The organism is Brevundimonas sp. 357 (assembly GCF_003938605.1).
Classification (GTDB): Bacteria; Pseudomonadota; Alphaproteobacteria; order Caulobacterales; family Caulobacteraceae; genus Brevundimonas.
The window spans coordinates 98,595-115,515 of the sequence record NZ_RHWX01000006.1 but is presented as its reverse complement, the minus strand read 5'-3'; the positions used below and the strand labels follow the sequence as shown (position 1 = coordinate 115,515).

Sequence of the window (16,921 nt, the reverse complement as noted above, 5' to 3'; positions counted from 1 at the left end):
CTTTAACCCGTAGCGGTCCGCCGTGCGCCCTGCGCCGGGCGCCCGTTACGGGACCAAGTTGCTTTAAGTCTCCTGTTTCCCCATTCATTTTGCAGGACCGCGCCGGCCTGGGGCCGCTCGCGTAGATTTGCGCATGACACGCCGCCCAGACACCACGGACGACAACCGTCCCGGCGAACCGCCGCGCGGCGCCGACATCATTCCCTTTCGGAGGCCGACCGCGCCCGAGGCGCCGTCCGACCCCGAACATGCCCACCCAGAACACCTTGACCCAAAACATCCCGACGATGACGGCCCCTCGGCCGCCTGACGTCGCCCGAATTTCCAGAGAGTTTTCCTCATGACCACCCCCCGCAAGGGCGCCCTGCCCGCCATCACGCTTCGCAGCGACGACTTCGACGCCCTGGACCGCCTGGTCGGCGACCTGCCCGGCTCGGGCCCCGCAGGCCTGCTGCAACAGGAACTGGACCGCGCCAAGGTGTGCGAGCCCAAGGCCATGCCCAAGAACGTCGTCACCCTGAATCGATGGCTTCAGTACTCAGACGATCACAGCCCCGACGTGCGTCGCGTTCAGCTGGTCCTGCCCAAGGAAGCCGACATCGACGCCGGCCGCGTCTCCATCCTGTCCTATGTCGGAGCCGGTCTGATCGGTCTGAAGGAAGGCCAGTCGATCACCTGGCCGGACCCGTCCGGCGCCGTGCGCAAGCTGACCCTGGTCAAGGTCGAGGACGAAGATCTCGCCCAGGCCGCCGCTCACTAGATAATCGGTGCTGACGCCGCCCCGGCGTCAGCCCTTTCGTCCGATCAGTCCGCCTAGGGCGTCCAGATAGGCGGCGAACGCCGCCCGCCCCTCCGACGTGATGGCGATGCGGGTCAGGGGCTTGTTGTTCACGAAGCTCTTGCTGATGGCGACATAGCCCGCCTCCTCCAGCTTCTTAAGATGGACCGACAGATTGCCCTGGGTCGCCTCCAGCACCGTCTTCAGTTCGGTGAAGTCCGCCGCTTCGACATCGGCCAGATAGACCATGATCCCCAACCGCATGCGGCCGTGGATGACCTCGTCGATCCGTCCAAAGCAATCCGCCAGACCCATGGCGTCAGCCGGCCTTCACGCCCGCGCGGGCGTCGCGGAACAGGATCCAGCCCGGCAGGGCGAACAGAAGGAACAGCGCCAGGGTGCAGACGCCCAGATAGGCCACCGGCTGGCGCACCAGCACGCCCAGGGCCACCGCCGTGACCCATCCGCCCAGCGACACCGCCAGCATCCAGCCCTTCTTCTTCAGCACCCAGGCCACATACCAGGCCGCCGCCTGCAGGGCGAAGACGATGGCGGCGTAATAGAGCCAGACGGCGAAGTCCTGGTCCCTCACCGCCCCCACGGCGAAGACGATGACCACGGCGGCGTTGGCCATGCCCGTGGCGCTGAACGCGGCGTTCGTCACCCGCGTCGCCAGCGGCCCCCGGTTGGACGCGCCGGCCTTGCGGTCCTTCAGGATCGCCCAGGTCAGGACCGCCAGGAAGGCGACGGTGATGCCGACGACAAAGACCAGATTGGCCAGATCGGGCCAGCGGATCAGGCCGATCACCTGTCCGACGTGGAACAGGCACTGCAGGCCGTACAGCAGCCCCCCCGCCAGATAACAGACGGCCAGGGTCATCGGCGGTCGCCCGTTGCCCTCAACGATCGAGCGCATGAAGGCGAGGTCGGCTTCGGGCGTGCGGGACTTGTCGGTCATCGGGTGATTCCTGGCGCGACGCGGCTGCCCCCTCCGGATGGACGCAGCCGCCAAGGTTGGCAAGCTATTCGGCGGCGAGCGGGGCGCCGACACGCGCCTTGCGCCAAGGCACGCGCCGCCCGTTCAGCCAGCGCCCCATGAAGCCGTGGCGCACCGTCAGCTCATAGCTGGCCAGACAGACGGCCATGACCCCGACCACTACGATCATCAGCTTGACCGGCCAGAGCAGCGGCCAGTCCTTCACCACCACCTGGGCCGCCATCACCAGCGGCAGATGGACGATGTAGATCCAGTAGGAGGCGTCGGCCAGATAGCGCCGCAGGGCGCTGTGTCCCGACCAGAACCTCAGGGCCAGGCCGACGACGGCGAACATGCTGGCGTAGGTCGCCACGCCGAAGGCCGCCGCCGTCATGGCCTTGGTCGCCGGATCGGTCATCGGCGTCAGCACGGGCGCCGGTCCGCCTGACAGCATCAACGCCGTCGTCCCCGCGCCCAGGGCCAGCCCCAGCCAGGCCGGCGCCCAGACCTCCATCCGCTTCAGCAGGTCGCGACGACGGTCCAGCAGCACGCCTACGCCGAAGGCCAGCCCGAACCCGACCAGGGCCGAAGTCTCGGGAACCAGACCCGCGTCCGGCGTCGGAATGCCGAAGAAGGCGATCCAGTTCTGCTCGAACCACAGGGCCAGGGCCAAGGGCGCGCTCAGCACCAGCGGCCCCCACGGCCCGATCAGGCCGCCGGCCAGCCGGTCCAGCCCTCGCCCCAGACGCCCCGCCCGATCCAGCCGAGCGACGACGGCCTGCACGATCACCAGGGCGGCGTAGAACCACAGCAGCACCCACAGGAACCACAGATGGGTCAGGGGGATGTTGGTCCAGTCATACTTGGGCGGCGGCGGGGCGTCGGCGGCGGCCAGCCCCATCAGCGAAGCGTTCCAGATCAGCACCGCCACGATCCCCGCCAGCACCGGCCCCCAGAAGGCCGCCAGCGGCCCGGCGATGCGGACCATCCGATCCTTGATGAAGCCCATCACGCCGCGCCGCTTCAGCATCATGCGGGCGAACAGGCCGGCGATCAGGAAGAAGCTCCCCATACGAAACAGGTGAATGACGAAGAAGAGCCCGCTGGCCCAGACCGACTTCTGGTCGTCGGCCACGATCCAGATCTGGGCGGGAAAGAAGGACAGGGTGGCGTGCAGCACCACCCCCAGCAGCAAGGCCGCGCCCCGCAGCCCGTCGAGGCCGTGCAGGCGTTCGGTTTGTTCGAATGCGGATGCCGTCATGGCGCCCTCCTGTTGCGGAGAACGCCATATCTCACAGACTAGTTTAAATTACAAACAAGTTCTTATGAGTCGAATTACGTGTCGCCACGCACGAAAAAAGGGCGAGCCTCGCGGCTCGCCCCTCCTTGATTCAGCCTGTCCGGAAGATCAGACGGTCGGCACGCTTGTCGTCGGCGCGGCGGCCGGTTCCGACGACTTGACCGTCTCGACCTCGACGCCGTCCGACACCGGCGTCACCGGCACCGAGACCGAAGGCTTGGCGACCGTGTCGTTTTCGTCGTCGCGTTTGGGCGGCTGGTCGTTCTCCAGCAGATCCTTGATCTCGTCGCCCGACAGGGTCTCGTATTCCAGCAGAGCCTGGGACAGCTTCTCGTGGTCGCCGGCCTTGTCGGTCAGGATGCGGCGCGCCTCTTCCCAGCCTTCGGTGACGATGCGGCGGACCTCTTCGTCGATGATGCGGGCCGTCTCTTCCGAGACGTTCTGGCTGCGCGACACCGAGTGGCCCAGGAAGACCTCTTCCTGGTTCTCGCCATAGGCCACCGTGCCCAGCTTCTCGGAGAAGCCCCAGCGCGTGACCATGGCCCGCGCCAGCTTGGTCGCCTGTTCGATGTCCGAGCTGGCGCCCGAGGTGATGCTCTCGGGCCCGAAGATCAACTCCTCGGCGACGCGGCCGCCGGCCATGATGGCGATGCGGTCGATCATCTGCTGGAACTTCATGGAATAGCGGTCGCCTTCCGGCAGCTGCATCACCATGCCCAGCGCGCGGCCGCGCGGGACGATGGTCGCCTTGTGCACCGGGTCGGCCATCTTGACGTTGATGGCGACGATGGCGTGGCCGGCCTCGTGGTAGGCGGTCAGGCGGCGCTCTTCCTCGTTCATGGCCATGGACTTCCGTTCGGAGCCCATCATGACCTTGTCCTTGGCGTCCTCGAAGTCACGGTGCGTGACCATGCGACGGTCCTTGCGCGCCGCCATCAGGGCCGCCTCATTGACCAGGTTGGCCAGGTCCGCGCCCGAGAAGCCCGGCGTGCCGCGCGCCAGAGTCTTGACGTTGACGTCGGCGGCCAGGGGCACGTCCTTCATGTGAACGCGCAGGATGCGCTCGCGGCCCGAAACGTCGGGGTTGGGCACCACGACCTGACGGTCGAAGCGGCCCGGACGCAGCAGGGCCGGGTCCAGAACGTCAGGACGGTTGGTCGCGGCGATCAGGATGATGTTCTCGGACGCCTCGAAGCCGTCCATCTCGACCAGCAGCTGGTTCAGCGTCTGCTCGCGCTCGTCGTTGCCGCCGCCCAGGCCCGCGCCACGGTGACGGCCCACCGCGTCGATTTCATCGATGAAGATGATGCACGGCGCGTTCTTCTTGGCCTGTTCGAACATGTCGCGCACGCGGCTGGCGCCGACGCCGACGAACATCTCGACGAAGTCCGAACCCGAGATCGAGAAGAAGGGCACGCCCGCCTCGCCCGCCACCGCGCGCGCCAGCAGGGTCTTGCCGGTGCCGGGAGGGCCGACCAGAAGCGCGCCCTTGGGGATCTTGCCGCCCAGACGCTGGAACTTGGCCGGATCCTTCAGGAAGTCGACGACCTCCTGCAGCTCGTCCTTGGCCTCGTCCACGCCGGCGACGTCGTCAAAGGTCTTGCGGCCCTTGTGCTCGGTCAGCAGCTTGGCCTTGGACTTGCCGAAGCCCATGGCGCCCTTCGCCCCGCCCTGCATGCGGTTCATGATGAACAGCCAGAAGCCGATGATCAGCGCCACCGGCAGCAGCAGGCCCAGCAGGCCCGACCACCACGGCTGACGCGTGCTCTTGGTTTCGACCTCGACGCCCGACTTGCGGATCTGCTCGACCAGCTCGGCGTTGGGCACCGGCGTCACGGCGGTGAATTTGCTGTCGTTCTTGAAGACGCCGGTGATCGTCTCGCCGCGCGCGACGATCGACTTGATCTCCTGACGCTCAACGGCGGTCATCAGCTGGGAATAGGTGATGGGTTCGGGGCGACCGGCGGCCGCGGCGCCCTTGGCGCCGGGCATGGCGGGGGCGCCGCCGTTCTGGCTGATCGCGGCGTAGACCGTCACCAGTCCCAGAAGGATGACGCCCCAGATGGCGAAATTGCGCAGGTTCATTCGGTCCTCGGTTCCTCGACGCGGCCGCGCTCGGTCCGTCGATCAGCAGTCTTTCTCTGAAAATAGGTCAGACGGCGGCGTTTCGCCATGAAGGGATTGAAAGAGTCCGTCTTCCTGCGTCGTTTCGCCCCCGAAAGCCGCCAAAGCGAGCGCCAGGCGACGCAGCCCCAGCGCCCTTACATCCGCCCCGCGCCAGGCCAGCACCGTCCGCCCCTCGGGGTCGATCAGAATCGGTGCGGCGGCCCGCGCGGCGGGCGGAAGCGGCGCCAGAACGGCGCGATCCTGATCCGACAACCGCGCCAACCGCCCGACCGCCGCCTCGACGCGCAGGTCAGGCCTATCGGTAGTGATCTCGAAGCGCCCGTCCCAGACGGCCGACCGGCCCGGAGTCAGGGCCAGCGAGGCGGAGGGGCGGCGTTTCCATTCTCCCGGTTCGCGCATCGCCTGAACACAGCCGCCGGCCGCCTCGACGCGAGCGCCGCACAGGACGGCGGTGAAATCCTCGCCTCCCGCCAGCCGCGCCTGCAGGGTCGCCAGGCGATCCCCGCGCGGCGGCGTCGCGCCTCCGCCTACGCACAACAGGACGGCGGCCAGCACCGAGGCGGGCAGGTCGCGCGATAAAGGCAGAACCCCGACCCAAGCCTGATCGCCCGGCTCATGAGCTGCGCGCGAAAAAACGAGGACCGAGGAAGGCTCAACAGCATTAAGCGCCTGCGCCAGAGCAGCCCGCGCCCTGCCCCGCCCATAGCGCAGGTCCGCGTTGGCGGGGTCTTCCAGCCATGTCAGGCCGCGCGCGCGCAAATGATCCCGCAGCGCCACACGCCCCTCGCCCAGCACAGGCCGCAATAGCAACAGCCCGCGCCCTTCCGGCCAGGCAGGCGACGGCGACGTCTCGCGCAGGCGGCCCAGCGTCGCGCCCTCGGCCCGCATCCAGTCGCCCTCTGCGACATCGTCGGCGGTGTGGCCGGTCAGCATGACGCGCGCGCCTGCTTCCCGCGCGGCCTCGGCCAGCAGGACGTGGCGCGCCGCGCGCGCCCGCGCAGGGGCGCCGGGGCCGCCGCGCGCGCCCTGCCAGACCAGCCCCCGCCAGTCAGCGCCCGCCGCGCGCGCGGCTTCGGCGGCGAAACGGGTCCAGTCAGCACTGTCGGGGTGGAGATTGTGGTCGACCGTCAAGGCCAACAGCCGCCGTCCCCTCGCCCGCGCCCATGCGGCGGCGAGGTCCAGCAGGGCCATGGAGTCGCCCCCGCCCGACAGGGCCAGGGCGACCGGCTCGGGTCCAAGATGGTTCAGGCGCGCGTCCAGCCGGGCGAAGACCCGCCCGGTCAGATCATCCATCAGCTGCAGTTGGCGCGCGTCCGCAGTTGGGTCGCGCGGGTCTTCTGCGCCGCCGTGGCCGCCTCGGCGTAGCGGCGGCCGAACTCGGTCAGGGCGCCGCAAGCCTGGGTCGCGCGGTCGCTGGCGCGCAGGGCCTCGGCCAGCTTCAGCGTCGTTTCTGGCGCCCACGGCGTGCGCGGCCAGCCGTTCAGGGCGGCGGCGTAGGCCTGGACCGCCGAGGCGTTGTCGCGCGCGGCGACGTGCAGATCGCCCAGACGGCTGTTGGCCTCGCGCGCCTGGGGCGTGTTCGGCCAGGTGACGATGACGGTTTCCAACGCGCGTCCGCCGCGCGCGGCGTCCTCGCCCGCCAGACGCATGGCGGCCTGCAGATCCTGCGCCGCGTCGCCGGTCGGCGAGTTGGCGACGATCGGGCCGTTCAGTTCAGCGGCTTCCTCGGCGGCCTTTTCGGCGCGCTCGACGCGGCCTTCCAGATCGCGCAGGCGGCGGCTCATCTGCGTGTTCTCACGCGTGACCTCGTCCAGTTGGAAGGTCAGACGCTCGCTGTCGGCGTTCATGCGCTGGAAGGTCTGCTCCACGTCGCTGAGGCGGCGCTCCATGATCGAGACCTGACCTTGCAGGGCCACGACCTCGGGATCCGTCTCGACCAGCACCGGCTCGCCGGCCGCGTTGCGCTGGGTCAGGGCGCGTTCCAGACGGCGGACGTTGCGGTCCAGCTGGTCCAGGCGGCGCTTGTCCCACTGGATCGGCTCCATCGGCTGGACCTGGGCGACGACGGCGCCCCCGATCAGGGTCAGGCCGATCGCCGTCAGCACGGCGGGTTTGGTGAGGCGGAATGGCGTCTTCAGCATGGTCCTGTCGTCCCATCGATTTGCGGCGACGGCAAGGCCCCGATCAATGTCCGAGGCCCAGATAGATGATGGAGACGATGAACAGCGTCGCCGCGATCTCGCAGAAGATCAGCAGCGCCACCGTCCGCCACAGGGTTGAAAAGACCTTCAGGCTGTAGGCGCCCTTCAACTGGGCGAACATGTGCACCGGCACGATCAGGGCCGCGATCGTTCCCGCCGCCGCACCCGCCCCCTTCAGCGTCGTCGCGACCAGCACGACCGCCATCAGCAGCAGGGACATGAAGGTCAGGGAATAGAGGACGAAGACCCCGTGATCGTACAGGGTGAAGCCCCGCTTCCACAGGAACAGCAGGGCCACGAAGGGAATCGACAAAGGCACCAGCAGGAAGGCGAATTTGTAGATGGTCTGCTGCAACTTATAGAGCGCCAGGTCCGGGTTCTTCAGCTTCTTGGCGACGGCCTTGGTCAGGCCGTTGGTCTGCCCGCTCTCCCCCGCACTTGCGGCGATGTCCGCCACCTGCGCCTGCCAGCTGCCCGAGGCCAGACCGTCCTTGCGGCCCTCGATCGCGTCCTTCTGCAGGCGTTCCAGCTTGGCCTTTTCAGCGATGACGCCAGCCTCGGCCCCGGCCAGAACGCCGGCGGCGGCGCCGGCCCGCGCGCCGCTGTTGAACGCCGGCGGCGAACCGTCCGACGTCTCCATCGCCGTCGCAGCCGCATCGACTTCCTTGCGGGCGGCGGCGGCGACCTGCTCCGCTTCGGCTATCGCCTCCTTCTGGGCCTCGATCTGCTGCGGCAGGGACGGCAGCGTCACCGCCTGATGCGGCATGAAGCTGAGGGCGAAGAACATGACGAACAGGGTGAACAGGAACATCGCCAGCGGCGAGACGTAGCGCGTCCGCTTGCCCTGGGCCCATTCGCGCGTCAGCCGCCCTGGATTGAGGATCAGCAGAGGAAGGGTCCGCCACAACCGCCCGTCGAAATGCATGACCCCGTGCAGAATCTCTTCGCCCAGGTGCAGCAGGGTGCGGTGAACATGAGCCGCCTGGCCGCAGTTGGAGCAGAAGTTGCCCGCGACCTCAGCCCCGCAGTCGGCGCACGCGCCATGAGGCGCGCCCGCATGGCCGGTCGGCTTCTCGATCGCTCCGGCGATGACGCCCGCCGTCACCGCCCCGCCCGCCGCTTCCAGATCCATGCCGTCCCTCCCAGGATTCGCGGCGGACTTTGACCGCGTGAAGGCGCAAAGAAAAGAGGCGCCGGCTTGCGCCGACGCCTCCATCCGTCTGTTTTTTTCGCCGTGCGGCTTAGCGCGGCGCGCCCGACACGATGGCGGTGCGGCCGTTACGGTTCTGGGCCCAGGCCGACTCGTTCGAACCCTCGGCGATCGGACGCTCCTTGCCGAAGCTGATGGTGTCGATGCGGGCGGCCGGAACGCCGCGGCTGATCAGGTACGAGCGCACGGCCTCGGCGCGGCGGGCGCCCAGGGCCAGGTTGTATTCGCGCGTGCCGCGTTCGTCGGCGTTGCCTTCGATGCGGACCGTGACCTGCGGATAGCGGGCCAGCCAGGCGGCCTGGGCGTCCAGACGCGGCTGAGCCTCGGCGCGGACCGAGTAGGAATCCAGGTCGAAATAGACGCGGTCGCCGACGTTGACGACGAAGTCCTGCTCCGAGCCGGGCGCCGGCGCGCCGACGTTGCCGCCGGTCACGGGACCGGTCGGGGCGGTCGGATACTGCGGGCCGACGGCCGGCGGGGGCGCCGTTTCAACCGGGACGGCGGGCTCGACCTTGGGCTTGGTGCAGGCGGCCAGCGAGGCCATGGCGACGCCGACAGCGGCGAGCCGGATCAGGGTGGAGGTGTTCATGGATCGTCTCCTTCTCATTCGGTTCGAGGCCGACGCCTCTAGCTTGACTGTATGCGAGCGCTGCTAACGCGCGGCGCAGCGCCGCGCCAGACGCGATAACGCACAGTTTATGGGAATGGCTCCGCTCGTGATCTCACGAAGCCGTAAGCCCGTCAGGCCGGGCAGGAATCCGGCCCCTGGCCGACGCCCAGGTTGACCGGCGGGGCGTCCAGCAGACCCGACCAGGCCGGGTCCGAACCGCGTCCGTCATACCCCGCTTGCGACACCACCCGGCCCGACAGGTCGACGGTCCACAGACGGGTGTCGCCGCCGGGGCTCTGACGCGCGAAGGCGATGTAGCGGCCGTTCGGCGCCCAGGACGGGCCTTCCTCGAAATAGGAGGACGACAAGATGCGCTCGCCCGTGCCGTCGGACTTCATCACGCCGATGTGGAAGCGGCCGCCTTGTTGCTTGGTGAAGGCCACCAGGTCGCCGCGCGGGCTCCAGGCCGGGGCGGTGTAGCTGCCGCCGCCGCGGCTGATCGGGCGCTGACCCGAGCCGTCCGCCCGCATGGTGTAGAGCCGCGCCGAGCCCGAGCGGTCGGAGGTGAAGACGATCTGCGCTCCGTCGGGACTGAACGAGGGCGAGGTGTCGATGCCGGGGTCGGTTGTCAGACGCGACAGCTGACGACTGCGCAGGTTCATCACATAGACGTCGGTGTTGCCGCCCCGGATGATCGAAAAGGCCATCTTTGAACCATCGTTCGAGAAACGCGGCGCCAGCACCTGGCCGTCGAATTCGCCCAGGCTTTCGCGGCGACCGGTCGACAGATTGTACAGGTAGATGCGGCTGTAGTCCTTGCCCAGCGCCACATAGGTCACTTCGTCAGGGTTCGAGGCCGAGAAGCGCGGCGACATGATCACCTCATCGCCCTGAGTCAGGAAGACGGGGTTGAAACCGTCCTGATCGACGATGGTCAGGCGCGACAGCTTGTTCAGCTGGGTGCCGCTTTCCGACACGAACAGGACGCGCGAATCGAAGAAGCCCGCCTCGCCGGTCAGGCGCTGATAGACCACGTCCGAAATCTTGTGCGCAATGCGGCGCCATTGCTCAGAGGTGGCGGTGAACTGGTAGGAGACCAGCTGGCATTGACGGTAAGGGTCATAGAGCCGGAAGCCGACATCCATCCGGCCGTCAGGCCGCTCCGTCACCCCGCCGTACAGTACCGCCTGGGCGCCGATGGAGGTCCACTGCGGGAAGTTCGGGGCGTTGGCCAGGGTCAGGCCCGTCTCCACGAAGCTGGACGGGTTCAGCGGATCGAAGAAGCCGGATCGCTTGAGATTGCCGCTGATGACGCCCGAAATCTGCGAGCCGTTCTGGCCGGTGAAGGGCACGACGGCGATCTGGAGAGGACGCAGCACGCCTTCGTCCACCACCACATCCTGCATCGGCGCGCCGACGGCCGGGGCGGATTGCGCCTGGACAGACCCGCCCAGCGCCAGGGGCGCGGTCATCGCAAGCACGGCGGCCGAGGCGAGAAGGCGGTTCAGGCGCATGGGTCGATCCTTCGGGTCGTTACGGTCAGGCTGGCCGCCCCTCTTTAGCATCAGCGCGGCGGATGATCGCCAGCTTCACGGGGATTTGGGCGAGTTTGGGGTGATAGGCGATTTACGTCCTAACGGTTCCCGCATTGACGCTTGGTTTCAAAGCGGAAGGGCACTTCCTGCGCCTGGAAGCCATCGGGCACGGTGAAGGGCGAGGTCGCCCGCAGCGCGCGCAACATGGCCTCGGACGCCGCGCGCCAGGTCGGGTCGTTCTGGGTGTCCTGAAGGCGCGGCGTGCCGATGATCTGGCCGTCGGCGCTCAACCGCACCGTCACGCGGATCACCAGGTCGTCCATGCCCGGCATGTCGCAGTTCAGGTTCCAGTTCGGCGTCACCTGGGCGCCCAGGGCGGCCAGCTGCGGCCCGGTCGCGCGCGGAGCGGAGCCCGCGCCCTGCTGGCCCGGCGCCGGGCGGCCGCGATTCTGGGTCGGGCGCGGCGGACCGGCCAGGGCGTCAAGGTCCAGTCCGGGCGCCGGGCGGGCGCGCGGCGGCGTGGCGGGGGCCTTCTTCTCGGGCGGCGTCGGCGTGGGCCGGGGCGACGGCGCCTTCTTCTCAGGCGGCGTCGGGGTCGGACGCGGCGTGGGCGTGGGGCGCGGCGTCGGGGCCTTCTTCTCGGGCGGCGTCGGGGTCGGACGCGGCGTGGGCGTGGGGCGCGGTTGCGGCGCGGGCGGCGTCGGCTCCGGTTCCGGCGGAGTCGGCTCGGGCGGCGTTTCGACCGGCGCGGTCTCGCCGTCTTCCACAGAAGGCTCTTCCTGCGGATTGTCGGCCGGCGCTGCGGCGATCTCGATGTCAGAGATGATCGACACCGGCACGGAGTTCACCAACGGCTTCGGCTCGTCCTTCGACGACCAGGACACGAAGGCGAGCGCCACCACCCCCGCGTGCAGGGCGATGGATCCGAGGATGGCGGGGCTGGGGCGGCGCAAGGTCCGTCAGCCCTCCGTCGGCTCGTCGGCGGCGGTGTCGGTGATCAGGTTCAGCTTGGTGAAGCCCGAAGCCGACAGGCGCGCCATCACGCGCGCCACGGCCTGATAAGGGGCGCGGCCGTCGGCGCGGATGAAGATGGCCTTTTCGCGCGCCTTCTCGCCGCCCTCTTCAGCCACGCGCAGGGCCAGCTGTTCCCAGCGGACCTCGCCCTCGCCGATGAAGATTGCGCCGTTCTGGTCAATGCTGACCGTGACCGGCTTGTCGGTCGTCTCGACCGCGCTGGCCTCGGTCTTGGGCAGCTCCACCGGGACGCCGACCGTCAGCAGGGGCGCCGAGATCATGAAGATGATCAGCAGCACCAGCATGACGTCCACCAGCGGCGTGACGTTGATCTCGCTCAGCGGCCGCTTGCGCGCGCGGCGACGGCCGCGGCCGCCGCTGGAGCCTCCTGCACCACCCATGGCCATGGATCAGGCGCTCCGGCGCAGGTTCAGGTCAGACGGCGGCGGCGGGGGCGGGGGCGGCGGCGGCGGGGTCGCCGGCGCGCCCAGACGCCGGGCGATGGCCGATTGCAGGTCGTCGGCGAAGGCTTCCAGACGGCCGGTGAACTTGCCCGCCGACACCGAGAAGGCGTTGAAGGCGATATAGGCCGGGATGGCCGCCGCCAGGCCGATGGCCGTGGCGAACAGGGCCTCGGCGATGGCCGGCGCCACCGTCGTCAGATTGGTGTTGCCCGCCGCCGCGATGCTGTCGAAGGCGTTCATGATGCCCCACACCGTGCCGAACAGGCCGATGAAGGGCGAAGCGGTGGCGACCACCGACAGCACGCCCAGGCCGTTCTCTACCTTCTGGCTCTCGCGGGCGATGACCGAATCCAGCGCGCGGTCGATGCGGGCGATCAGCATGGAGCCTTGCGTGTCCGTCATGGCGCCGCGCGTGCGCGCCTCGCGCCAGTCCTGCAGCGTCAGCACCAGCATGCGCGGCAGGGGATCGACGGGCTGCGGCCCCGCCTGGGCGGCGACCTCCTCCAGCGAACGGCCGCTTTCGACCTGCTTCTCGAACTCGGTCGCGCGGGCGTTCATGCGCGAAAAACGCACCGCCTTGTCGATGATGATGGTCCAGGACCAGACCGAGGCCGCGGCCAGGCCGATCATCACCGTCTTGACCACCCAATCGGCGGTCATGAACAGCTCTATGGGATTCAGCAGGGAGGCGTCGGCGGGCGGAGTCATGCTTGGTCCTTGGCGGAAAGTCCGTTCATCCGCCTTTTGCACCGGGCGGACGTGGCGGTTTCATGGCGGCGGGTCTAACGGGCGTCGCGCCCGGCGTCACGAGGGCGCCCGCTGACAACCTCGTTATTGCGAAGCTTCACCGGAGAGCCAGGGCGTCACCAGCTCGACCAGCCGCTTCGTCGGACGGCGCGGGCGCCCGTCCAGATGGATGCAGGCGGCCGTCACATCGGCCCGGCACAATACGTCGCCGTCGCGCTCGACCGTCTGGCGGATGATCAGGCGCGGCCCCTTGATCGCTTCATAGCGGGTACGCACCACCAGGGCGTCGTCGATCCGCGCGGGCTTCAGGTATTTGATCGCCAGGTCCGACACCACGAAGGCCAGCGGCTCGTCCTGCTCCAACAGGTCGACATGCCCCACCCCCGCCAGACGCAGGAAGTCCGACCGACCCCGCTCGAAATAGCGGACGTAGTTGGCGTGATAGACCAGGCCGGTGAAGTCCGTGTCCTCGTAATAGACCCGCACGGGCAACAGGTGATCGCGGCCGTCGAAGCGGCCGGCGCTGGGTTGGTCGATCATGGTTCAGCTCTTGCCGGAAGCAGCGACGGGCGCCGGGGCGTCGAAGCCCGGACAATAGCGCGATTTCAATGTCGCGAACTCGCCGGTCAACGGATCATTGCTCATCAGGATGCGGTTGGGCCGCGAAACAAAGGCCACCGCCTCCCGGCTGCCCTTCAATCCGGCATAGCCGCAGGCGGCGCGGCCGCGCCCCGACTCGACATGGCGCACTTCGGCCTGCGGTCCCATCTGCTCGCGCACCTGATCAAGGGCGCGTTCGGCCGGGGTCGTCTGCCTCGGTCCGAAATGCGCGCCCTGCATCAGGGCGTAGACGCTGAAACCGCCCAGCACGACGACCGCCGCGCCGAGCACGACGATCATCCGGTTCATCCTGCGGGGATGCGCCAAGGGTCGCCTCCTTCTGGGAAATCGAAGGATGACCGGCTTTGCCGTCGAGGTGAAGCCCTCTTGCGAAAGAGTCGCGCTACTTTCCGAACAGGTCGGGCGGCGGCGAGGGCTGGGGTTGAGGCGCCTCCAGCCCCAGATGCTCATAGGCGCGGGCGCAGGCCATGCGGCCGCGTGGGGTGCGCTGGATGAAGCCCTGCTGCAGCAGGTAGGGCTCGATCACGTCCTCGACCGCGTCTCGCGCTTCGGCGATGGCGGCGGCCAGGGTGTCCATGCCGACCGGTCCGCCGCCGTAGTTCTCGATCAGAGCCTTGAGGAAGCGGCGGTCCAGACTGTCCAGCCCCGCCTCGTCCACCTCCAGCCGCGCCAGCGCCCGCGCCGCCGCCAGCCGGTCGATGGGGCCGCCTTCAGCATCGGCGAAGTCCCGCACCCGGCGCAACAGACGTCCGGCGATGCGCGGCGTGCCGCGCGCGCGGCGTGCGATCTCCATCGCCCCGTCCTCGGTGATGGCCGCGCCCATCTTGCGCGCCGCGCCGCGGATCACCGATGTCAGTTCCTCGGGCGTATAGAACTCCAGCCGAAGCGGAATGCCGAAGCGGTCCCTCAGCGGCGTGGCCAGCAGCCCCGCCCGCGTCGTCGCGCCGACCAGGGTGAAGGGCGCCAGGTCGATGCGCACGCTGCGCGCCGACGGGCCTTCGCCGATGATCAGATCCAGCACATGGTCCTCCATCGCCGGATAGAGGATCTCCTCCACCTGGGGCGCCATGCGATGGATCTCGTCGATGAACAGGACGTCGCGCGGTTCAAGGTTGGTCAGGATGGCCGCCAGGTCGCCCGCCTTGGCCAGGATGGGGCCGGAGGTGGCGCGGAAGCCCACGCCCAGTTCGCGCGCCACGATCTGCGCCAGGGTCGTCTTGCCTAGCCCCGGAGGACCGAACAGCAGGACGTGGTCCAGCGCCTCAGAGCGGGCGCGGGCGGCGTCGATGAAGACCTTCAGATTGCCCTTGGCCGCCGACTGGCCGACGAACTCCGACAGGGTCTGGGGCCGCAGGGCGCGGTCGTACTGCTCGCCGGGCGCGGGGGCTGGCGAGATGATGCGGTCGTCGGTCATGCGGCGCGCCTCATCGTCCCAGCTCCTGCAGGGCCGTGCGGATGACCAGCGGCAGTTCGGCGTCCTCGCCCAGCTTGATCAGGGCGTGATCGACGGCGCGGCGGGCGTTGACCTCGGCGATGCCCAGGCCCAGCAGGGCGGCGACCGCCTCGCCGGTGACGCTGGGCGGCGGCGGGGCGACGGCGGCTTCGGCATGGACGCCCGGCGCGCTCGGAGCGAAGACGCCCTCGCTCAGGCTCTTGCCCTTCAGTTCGGTGACGATGCGCAGCGCCAGCTTCGGGCCCACGCCGTTGGCGCGGCCGACGGCGGCCTTGTCCTCGCGCGCGACGGCGGCGGCCAATTCGGCGGGCGGCAGCACGTCCAGCACGCCCAGCGCGGCCTTCGGCCCCACGCCCTGAATGGTCAGCATCAAGTTGAAGACCTTGCGCTCGTCCCGGCTCAGGAAGCCGTAGAGGCGCGGCCCCTGGTCCTGGCTCCACTGGCTCTGGATGAACAGCAGGGTCTCGTCGCCCGGCGCGGGCAGGCGGCCCAGCGTCCGCGCCCCGCAGGCGGCGACATAGCCCACCCCGCCGCAGTCGATCAGGCACTCCGCCTCGCCGACCTCGGCCAAGATTCCACGCAGGCGACCGATCATGCCGCGCCTCGCACGGCGACCGCCTTGAACCGGCGATGATGCGCATGGGTGACGGCCACGGCCAGGGCGTCGGCGGCGTCGGCCTTCACATCGCCCGAGGCGGGCAGGAGACGTTTGACCATGAAGGCGATCTGGCTCTTGTCCGCTTGCCCGGCCCCCACCACCGCCTTCTTGATCAGGGTCGGGGCGTATTCGGCGACGCTGAGACCCGCCCGCGCCGGAGCCAGCATGACCGCCGCCCGCGCATGGCCCAGCTTCAGCGTCGAGGCCGGATTGACGTTGACGAAGACCTCCTCGATCGCCGCCTCGTCGCAACTATAGGCGGCGCAGACCTCGCCCACCTGCTCCAGCAGATGCAGCAGCCGTTCGGAGAAGGGCGCCTTTTCATCGGGTGCGACGACGCCGTGCGCGATCCAGCGCAGGCGGCTGCCCTCGCTTTCGATGACGCCCCAGCCGGTGCGGCGCAGGCCGGGGTCCAGCCCCAGGATCCGAGTCGTTTCGTTCGCCATCCGTTCCTATTGCCCCAAAGAGGGTTAGCGAACAATGACCGGGCGCTCAGTCGTTGGCTCAGTCATCCCTCGGCATGACGGAAAAGCCGGCCAGCCCAGCCTGGTCGGCCAGGACGCGGGACAGGGCGTCGACCTTCAGCGGCATGGGGCCGCGCGCCTTGACGTGCTGTTCGTGGATCTGGCCGTCGGGGCTGACGACATGGCCGATGCGCGTGGGGCTGAGGCCGTTCTCGGCCAACAGGGCGCGCAGCGCCTTTTCTTCCGGCGCCGCGCCGCGCGTCCAGCGCAGGGTGACGTCCAGCACGCCGACGTGCGGCAGGCGCGCGTCGAGGAAGCGCAGAATGGCCAGCACCAGCAGGGTCGCCCCCGCCGCGATCAGCCCCAGCTTCCACAGGCCTACGCCGAACATCACCCCGATGGCCGAGGTGGTCCACAGCGACGCCGCCGTGGTCAGGCCGTGCACCGAGAAGCGCTCGCGGAAGATCACCCCGGCGCACAGGAAGCCGATGCCGGTCAGTATGCCGTGCGCCATCCGCGTCGGGTCGATCACCAGCCGCTGCTCGGGCAGGGCGACGAAGCCCCAGCTGGCCTGATGCATGGCCGCCAGCATCAGGACGCAGGAGGTCATGCAGACCAGGATGTGGGTGCGGAACCCCGCGGGGTGGCCGTGATAGGTCCGCTCGATGCCGATCAGCCCGCCCGCCACCATGGCCGAGGCCACCGGCGCCAGCAGGCTCAGTTCCTCGACGCCCCAATGCGTCACGCCCCAGTCGATCGCCAT

General features: G+C 69.1%; 19 protein-coding genes. 1 reads left to right on the top strand and 18 read right to left on the bottom strand.

Annotated features, from left to right (window positions below):
- Nucleotides 1–340: 340 nt before the first annotated feature.
- Complete coding sequence (gene rnk, locus EGK63_RS07160; protein WP_125900589.1) at nt 341–760, top strand: nucleoside diphosphate kinase regulator; 420 nt, start codon at nt 341–343, stop codon at nt 758–760.
- 27 nt (nt 761–787) lie between these two features.
- Here the strand turns inward: rnk and EGK63_RS07155 are convergent, their stop codons facing one another.
- The 18 genes from EGK63_RS07155 to EGK63_RS07070 form a co-directional block, all read right to left on the bottom strand.
- Nucleotides 788–1,093 carry a transcriptional regulator gene (locus tag EGK63_RS07155; RefSeq protein WP_125900588.1) on the bottom strand — a complete coding sequence of 102 codons (306 nt, stop codon included), beginning with the start codon at nt 1,091–1,093 and terminating at the stop codon, nt 788–790.
- 4 nt (nt 1,094–1,097) lie between these two features.
- On the bottom strand, nt 1,098–1,736 hold the full coding sequence (locus EGK63_RS07150; RefSeq protein ID WP_125900587.1) for a hypothetical protein: 639 nt from the start codon (nt 1,734–1,736) through the stop codon (nt 1,098–1,100).
- Nucleotides 1,737–1,800: 64 nt separating this feature from the next.
- Nucleotides 1,801–3,015, bottom strand: coding sequence for an acyltransferase family protein (locus EGK63_RS07145; RefSeq protein ID WP_125900586.1), 1,215 nt, complete (start codon nt 3,013–3,015; stop codon nt 1,801–1,803).
- 147 nt (nt 3,016–3,162) lie between these two features.
- Complete coding sequence (gene ftsH, locus EGK63_RS07140; protein ID WP_125900585.1) at nt 3,163–5,139, bottom strand: ATP-dependent zinc metalloprotease FtsH; 1,977 nt, start codon at nt 5,137–5,139, stop codon at nt 3,163–3,165.
- A 42-nt stretch (nt 5,140–5,181) separates the two neighbouring features.
- Nucleotides 5,182–6,474 carry a tRNA lysidine(34) synthetase TilS gene (gene tilS / locus EGK63_RS07135; protein WP_125900584.1) on the bottom strand — a complete coding sequence of 431 codons (1,293 nt, stop codon included), beginning with the start codon at nt 6,472–6,474 and terminating at the stop codon, nt 5,182–5,184.
- Nucleotides 6,474–7,322, bottom strand: coding sequence for a tol-pal system protein (locus EGK63_RS07130; protein ID WP_125900583.1), 849 nt, complete (start codon nt 7,320–7,322; stop codon nt 6,474–6,476). The genes tilS and EGK63_RS07130 overlap by 1 nt, the downstream gene beginning before the upstream one ends.
- A gap of 43 nt (nt 7,323–7,365) precedes the next feature.
- Nucleotides 7,366–8,514, bottom strand: a complete 1,149-nt coding sequence (locus tag EGK63_RS07125; protein WP_125900582.1) for a DUF3667 domain-containing protein — start codon at nt 8,512–8,514, stop codon at nt 7,366–7,368.
- Between the two features lie 109 nt (nt 8,515–8,623).
- Nucleotides 8,624–9,181 (bottom strand): peptidoglycan-associated lipoprotein Pal, encoded by a 558-nt coding sequence (gene pal, locus EGK63_RS07120; protein WP_125900581.1) that lies wholly within the window; start codon nt 9,179–9,181, stop codon nt 8,624–8,626.
- A 152-nt stretch (nt 9,182–9,333) separates the two neighbouring features.
- Nucleotides 9,334–10,716, bottom strand: a complete 1,383-nt coding sequence (gene tolB / locus EGK63_RS07115) for a Tol-Pal system beta propeller repeat protein TolB (RefSeq protein ID WP_125900580.1) — start codon at nt 10,714–10,716, stop codon at nt 9,334–9,336.
- Nucleotides 10,717–10,835: 119 nt separating this feature from the next.
- Nucleotides 10,836–11,690: a TonB C-terminal domain-containing protein gene (locus tag EGK63_RS07110; RefSeq protein WP_125900579.1), complete on the bottom strand. Its 855-nt coding sequence runs from the start codon at nt 11,688–11,690 to the stop codon at nt 10,836–10,838.
- A gap of 6 nt (nt 11,691–11,696) precedes the next feature.
- Nucleotides 11,697–12,158 carry an ExbD/TolR family protein gene (locus tag EGK63_RS07105; RefSeq protein ID WP_087140878.1) on the bottom strand — a complete coding sequence of 154 codons (462 nt, stop codon included), beginning with the start codon at nt 12,156–12,158 and terminating at the stop codon, nt 11,697–11,699.
- Between the two features lie 3 nt (nt 12,159–12,161).
- The gene (tolQ, locus tag EGK63_RS07100; protein ID WP_125900578.1) at nt 12,162–12,923 is read right to left on the bottom strand and encodes a protein TolQ; all 762 of its coding nucleotides are present in this window, start codon (nt 12,921–12,923) and stop codon (nt 12,162–12,164) included.
- A 123-nt stretch (nt 12,924–13,046) separates the two neighbouring features.
- Nucleotides 13,047–13,502, bottom strand: coding sequence for a tol-pal system-associated acyl-CoA thioesterase (gene ybgC, locus EGK63_RS07095; protein ID WP_125900577.1), 456 nt, complete (start codon nt 13,500–13,502; stop codon nt 13,047–13,049).
- A gap of 3 nt (nt 13,503–13,505) precedes the next feature.
- Nucleotides 13,506–13,889, bottom strand: a complete 384-nt coding sequence (locus EGK63_RS07090; protein ID WP_243637608.1) for a hypothetical protein — start codon at nt 13,887–13,889, stop codon at nt 13,506–13,508.
- Nucleotides 13,890–13,965: 76 nt separating this feature from the next.
- Complete coding sequence (ruvB, locus tag EGK63_RS07085; protein ID WP_125900576.1) at nt 13,966–14,997, bottom strand: Holliday junction branch migration DNA helicase RuvB; 1,032 nt, start codon at nt 14,995–14,997, stop codon at nt 13,966–13,968.
- Between the two features lie 10 nt (nt 14,998–15,007).
- Complete coding sequence (gene ruvA, locus EGK63_RS07080) at nt 15,008–15,631, bottom strand: Holliday junction branch migration protein RuvA (protein WP_125900575.1); 624 nt, start codon at nt 15,629–15,631, stop codon at nt 15,008–15,010.
- Nucleotides 15,628–16,140, bottom strand: a complete 513-nt coding sequence (gene ruvC / locus EGK63_RS07075; protein WP_125900574.1) for a crossover junction endodeoxyribonuclease RuvC — start codon at nt 16,138–16,140, stop codon at nt 15,628–15,630. The genes ruvA and ruvC overlap by 4 nt, the downstream gene beginning before the upstream one ends.
- 58 nt (nt 16,141–16,198) lie before the next feature.
- Complete coding sequence (locus EGK63_RS07070) at nt 16,199–16,921, bottom strand: MgtC/SapB family protein (protein WP_125900573.1); 723 nt, start codon at nt 16,919–16,921, stop codon at nt 16,199–16,201.

Excerpts from the sequence above, each read along its gene's own strand:
- EGK63_RS07105 (WP_087140878.1), bottom strand. The coding sequence starts at position 12,158 with ATGGCCATGGGTGGTGCAGGAGGCTCCAGCGGCGGCCGCGGCCGTCGC.
- tolQ (WP_125900578.1), bottom strand. The coding sequence starts at position 12,923 with ATGACTCCGCCCGCCGACGCCTCCCTGCTGAATCCCATAGAGCTGTTC.
- ruvB (WP_125900576.1), bottom strand. The coding sequence starts at position 14,997 with ATGACCGACGACCGCATCATCTCGCCAGCCCCCGCGCCCGGCGAGCAG.
- ftsH (WP_125900585.1), bottom strand. The coding sequence starts at position 5,139 with ATGAACCTGCGCAATTTCGCCATCTGGGGCGTCATCCTTCTGGGACTG.
- EGK63_RS07145 (WP_125900586.1), bottom strand. The coding sequence starts at position 3,015 with ATGACGGCATCCGCATTCGAACAAACCGAACGCCTGCACGGCCTCGAC.
- ruvC (WP_125900574.1), bottom strand. The coding sequence starts at position 16,140 with ATGGCGAACGAAACGACTCGGATCCTGGGGCTGGACCCCGGCCTGCGC.
- EGK63_RS07155 (WP_125900588.1), bottom strand. The coding sequence starts at position 1,093 with ATGGGTCTGGCGGATTGCTTTGGACGGATCGACGAGGTCATCCACGGC.
- ruvA (WP_125900575.1), bottom strand. The coding sequence starts at position 15,631 with ATGATCGGTCGCCTGCGTGGAATCTTGGCCGAGGTCGGCGAGGCGGAG.
- EGK63_RS07125 (WP_125900582.1), bottom strand. The coding sequence starts at position 8,514 with ATGGATCTGGAAGCGGCGGGCGGGGCGGTGACGGCGGGCGTCATCGCC.
- ybgC (WP_125900577.1), bottom strand. The coding sequence starts at position 13,502 with ATGATCGACCAACCCAGCGCCGGCCGCTTCGACGGCCGCGATCACCTG.
- EGK63_RS07130 (WP_125900583.1), bottom strand. The coding sequence starts at position 7,322 with ATGCTGAAGACGCCATTCCGCCTCACCAAACCCGCCGTGCTGACGGCG.
- EGK63_RS07070 (WP_125900573.1), bottom strand. The coding sequence starts at position 16,921 with ATGGCGATCGACTGGGGCGTGACGCATTGGGGCGTCGAGGAACTGAGC.
- pal (WP_125900581.1), bottom strand. The coding sequence starts at position 9,181 with ATGAACACCTCCACCCTGATCCGGCTCGCCGCTGTCGGCGTCGCCATG.
- tolB (WP_125900580.1), bottom strand. The coding sequence starts at position 10,716 with ATGCGCCTGAACCGCCTTCTCGCCTCGGCCGCCGTGCTTGCGATGACC.
- EGK63_RS07150 (WP_125900587.1), bottom strand. The coding sequence starts at position 1,736 with ATGACCGACAAGTCCCGCACGCCCGAAGCCGACCTCGCCTTCATGCGC.
- tilS (WP_125900584.1), bottom strand. The coding sequence starts at position 6,474 with ATGGATGATCTGACCGGGCGGGTCTTCGCCCGGCTGGACGCGCGCCTG.
- rnk (WP_125900589.1), top strand. The coding sequence starts at position 341 with ATGACCACCCCCCGCAAGGGCGCCCTGCCCGCCATCACGCTTCGCAGC.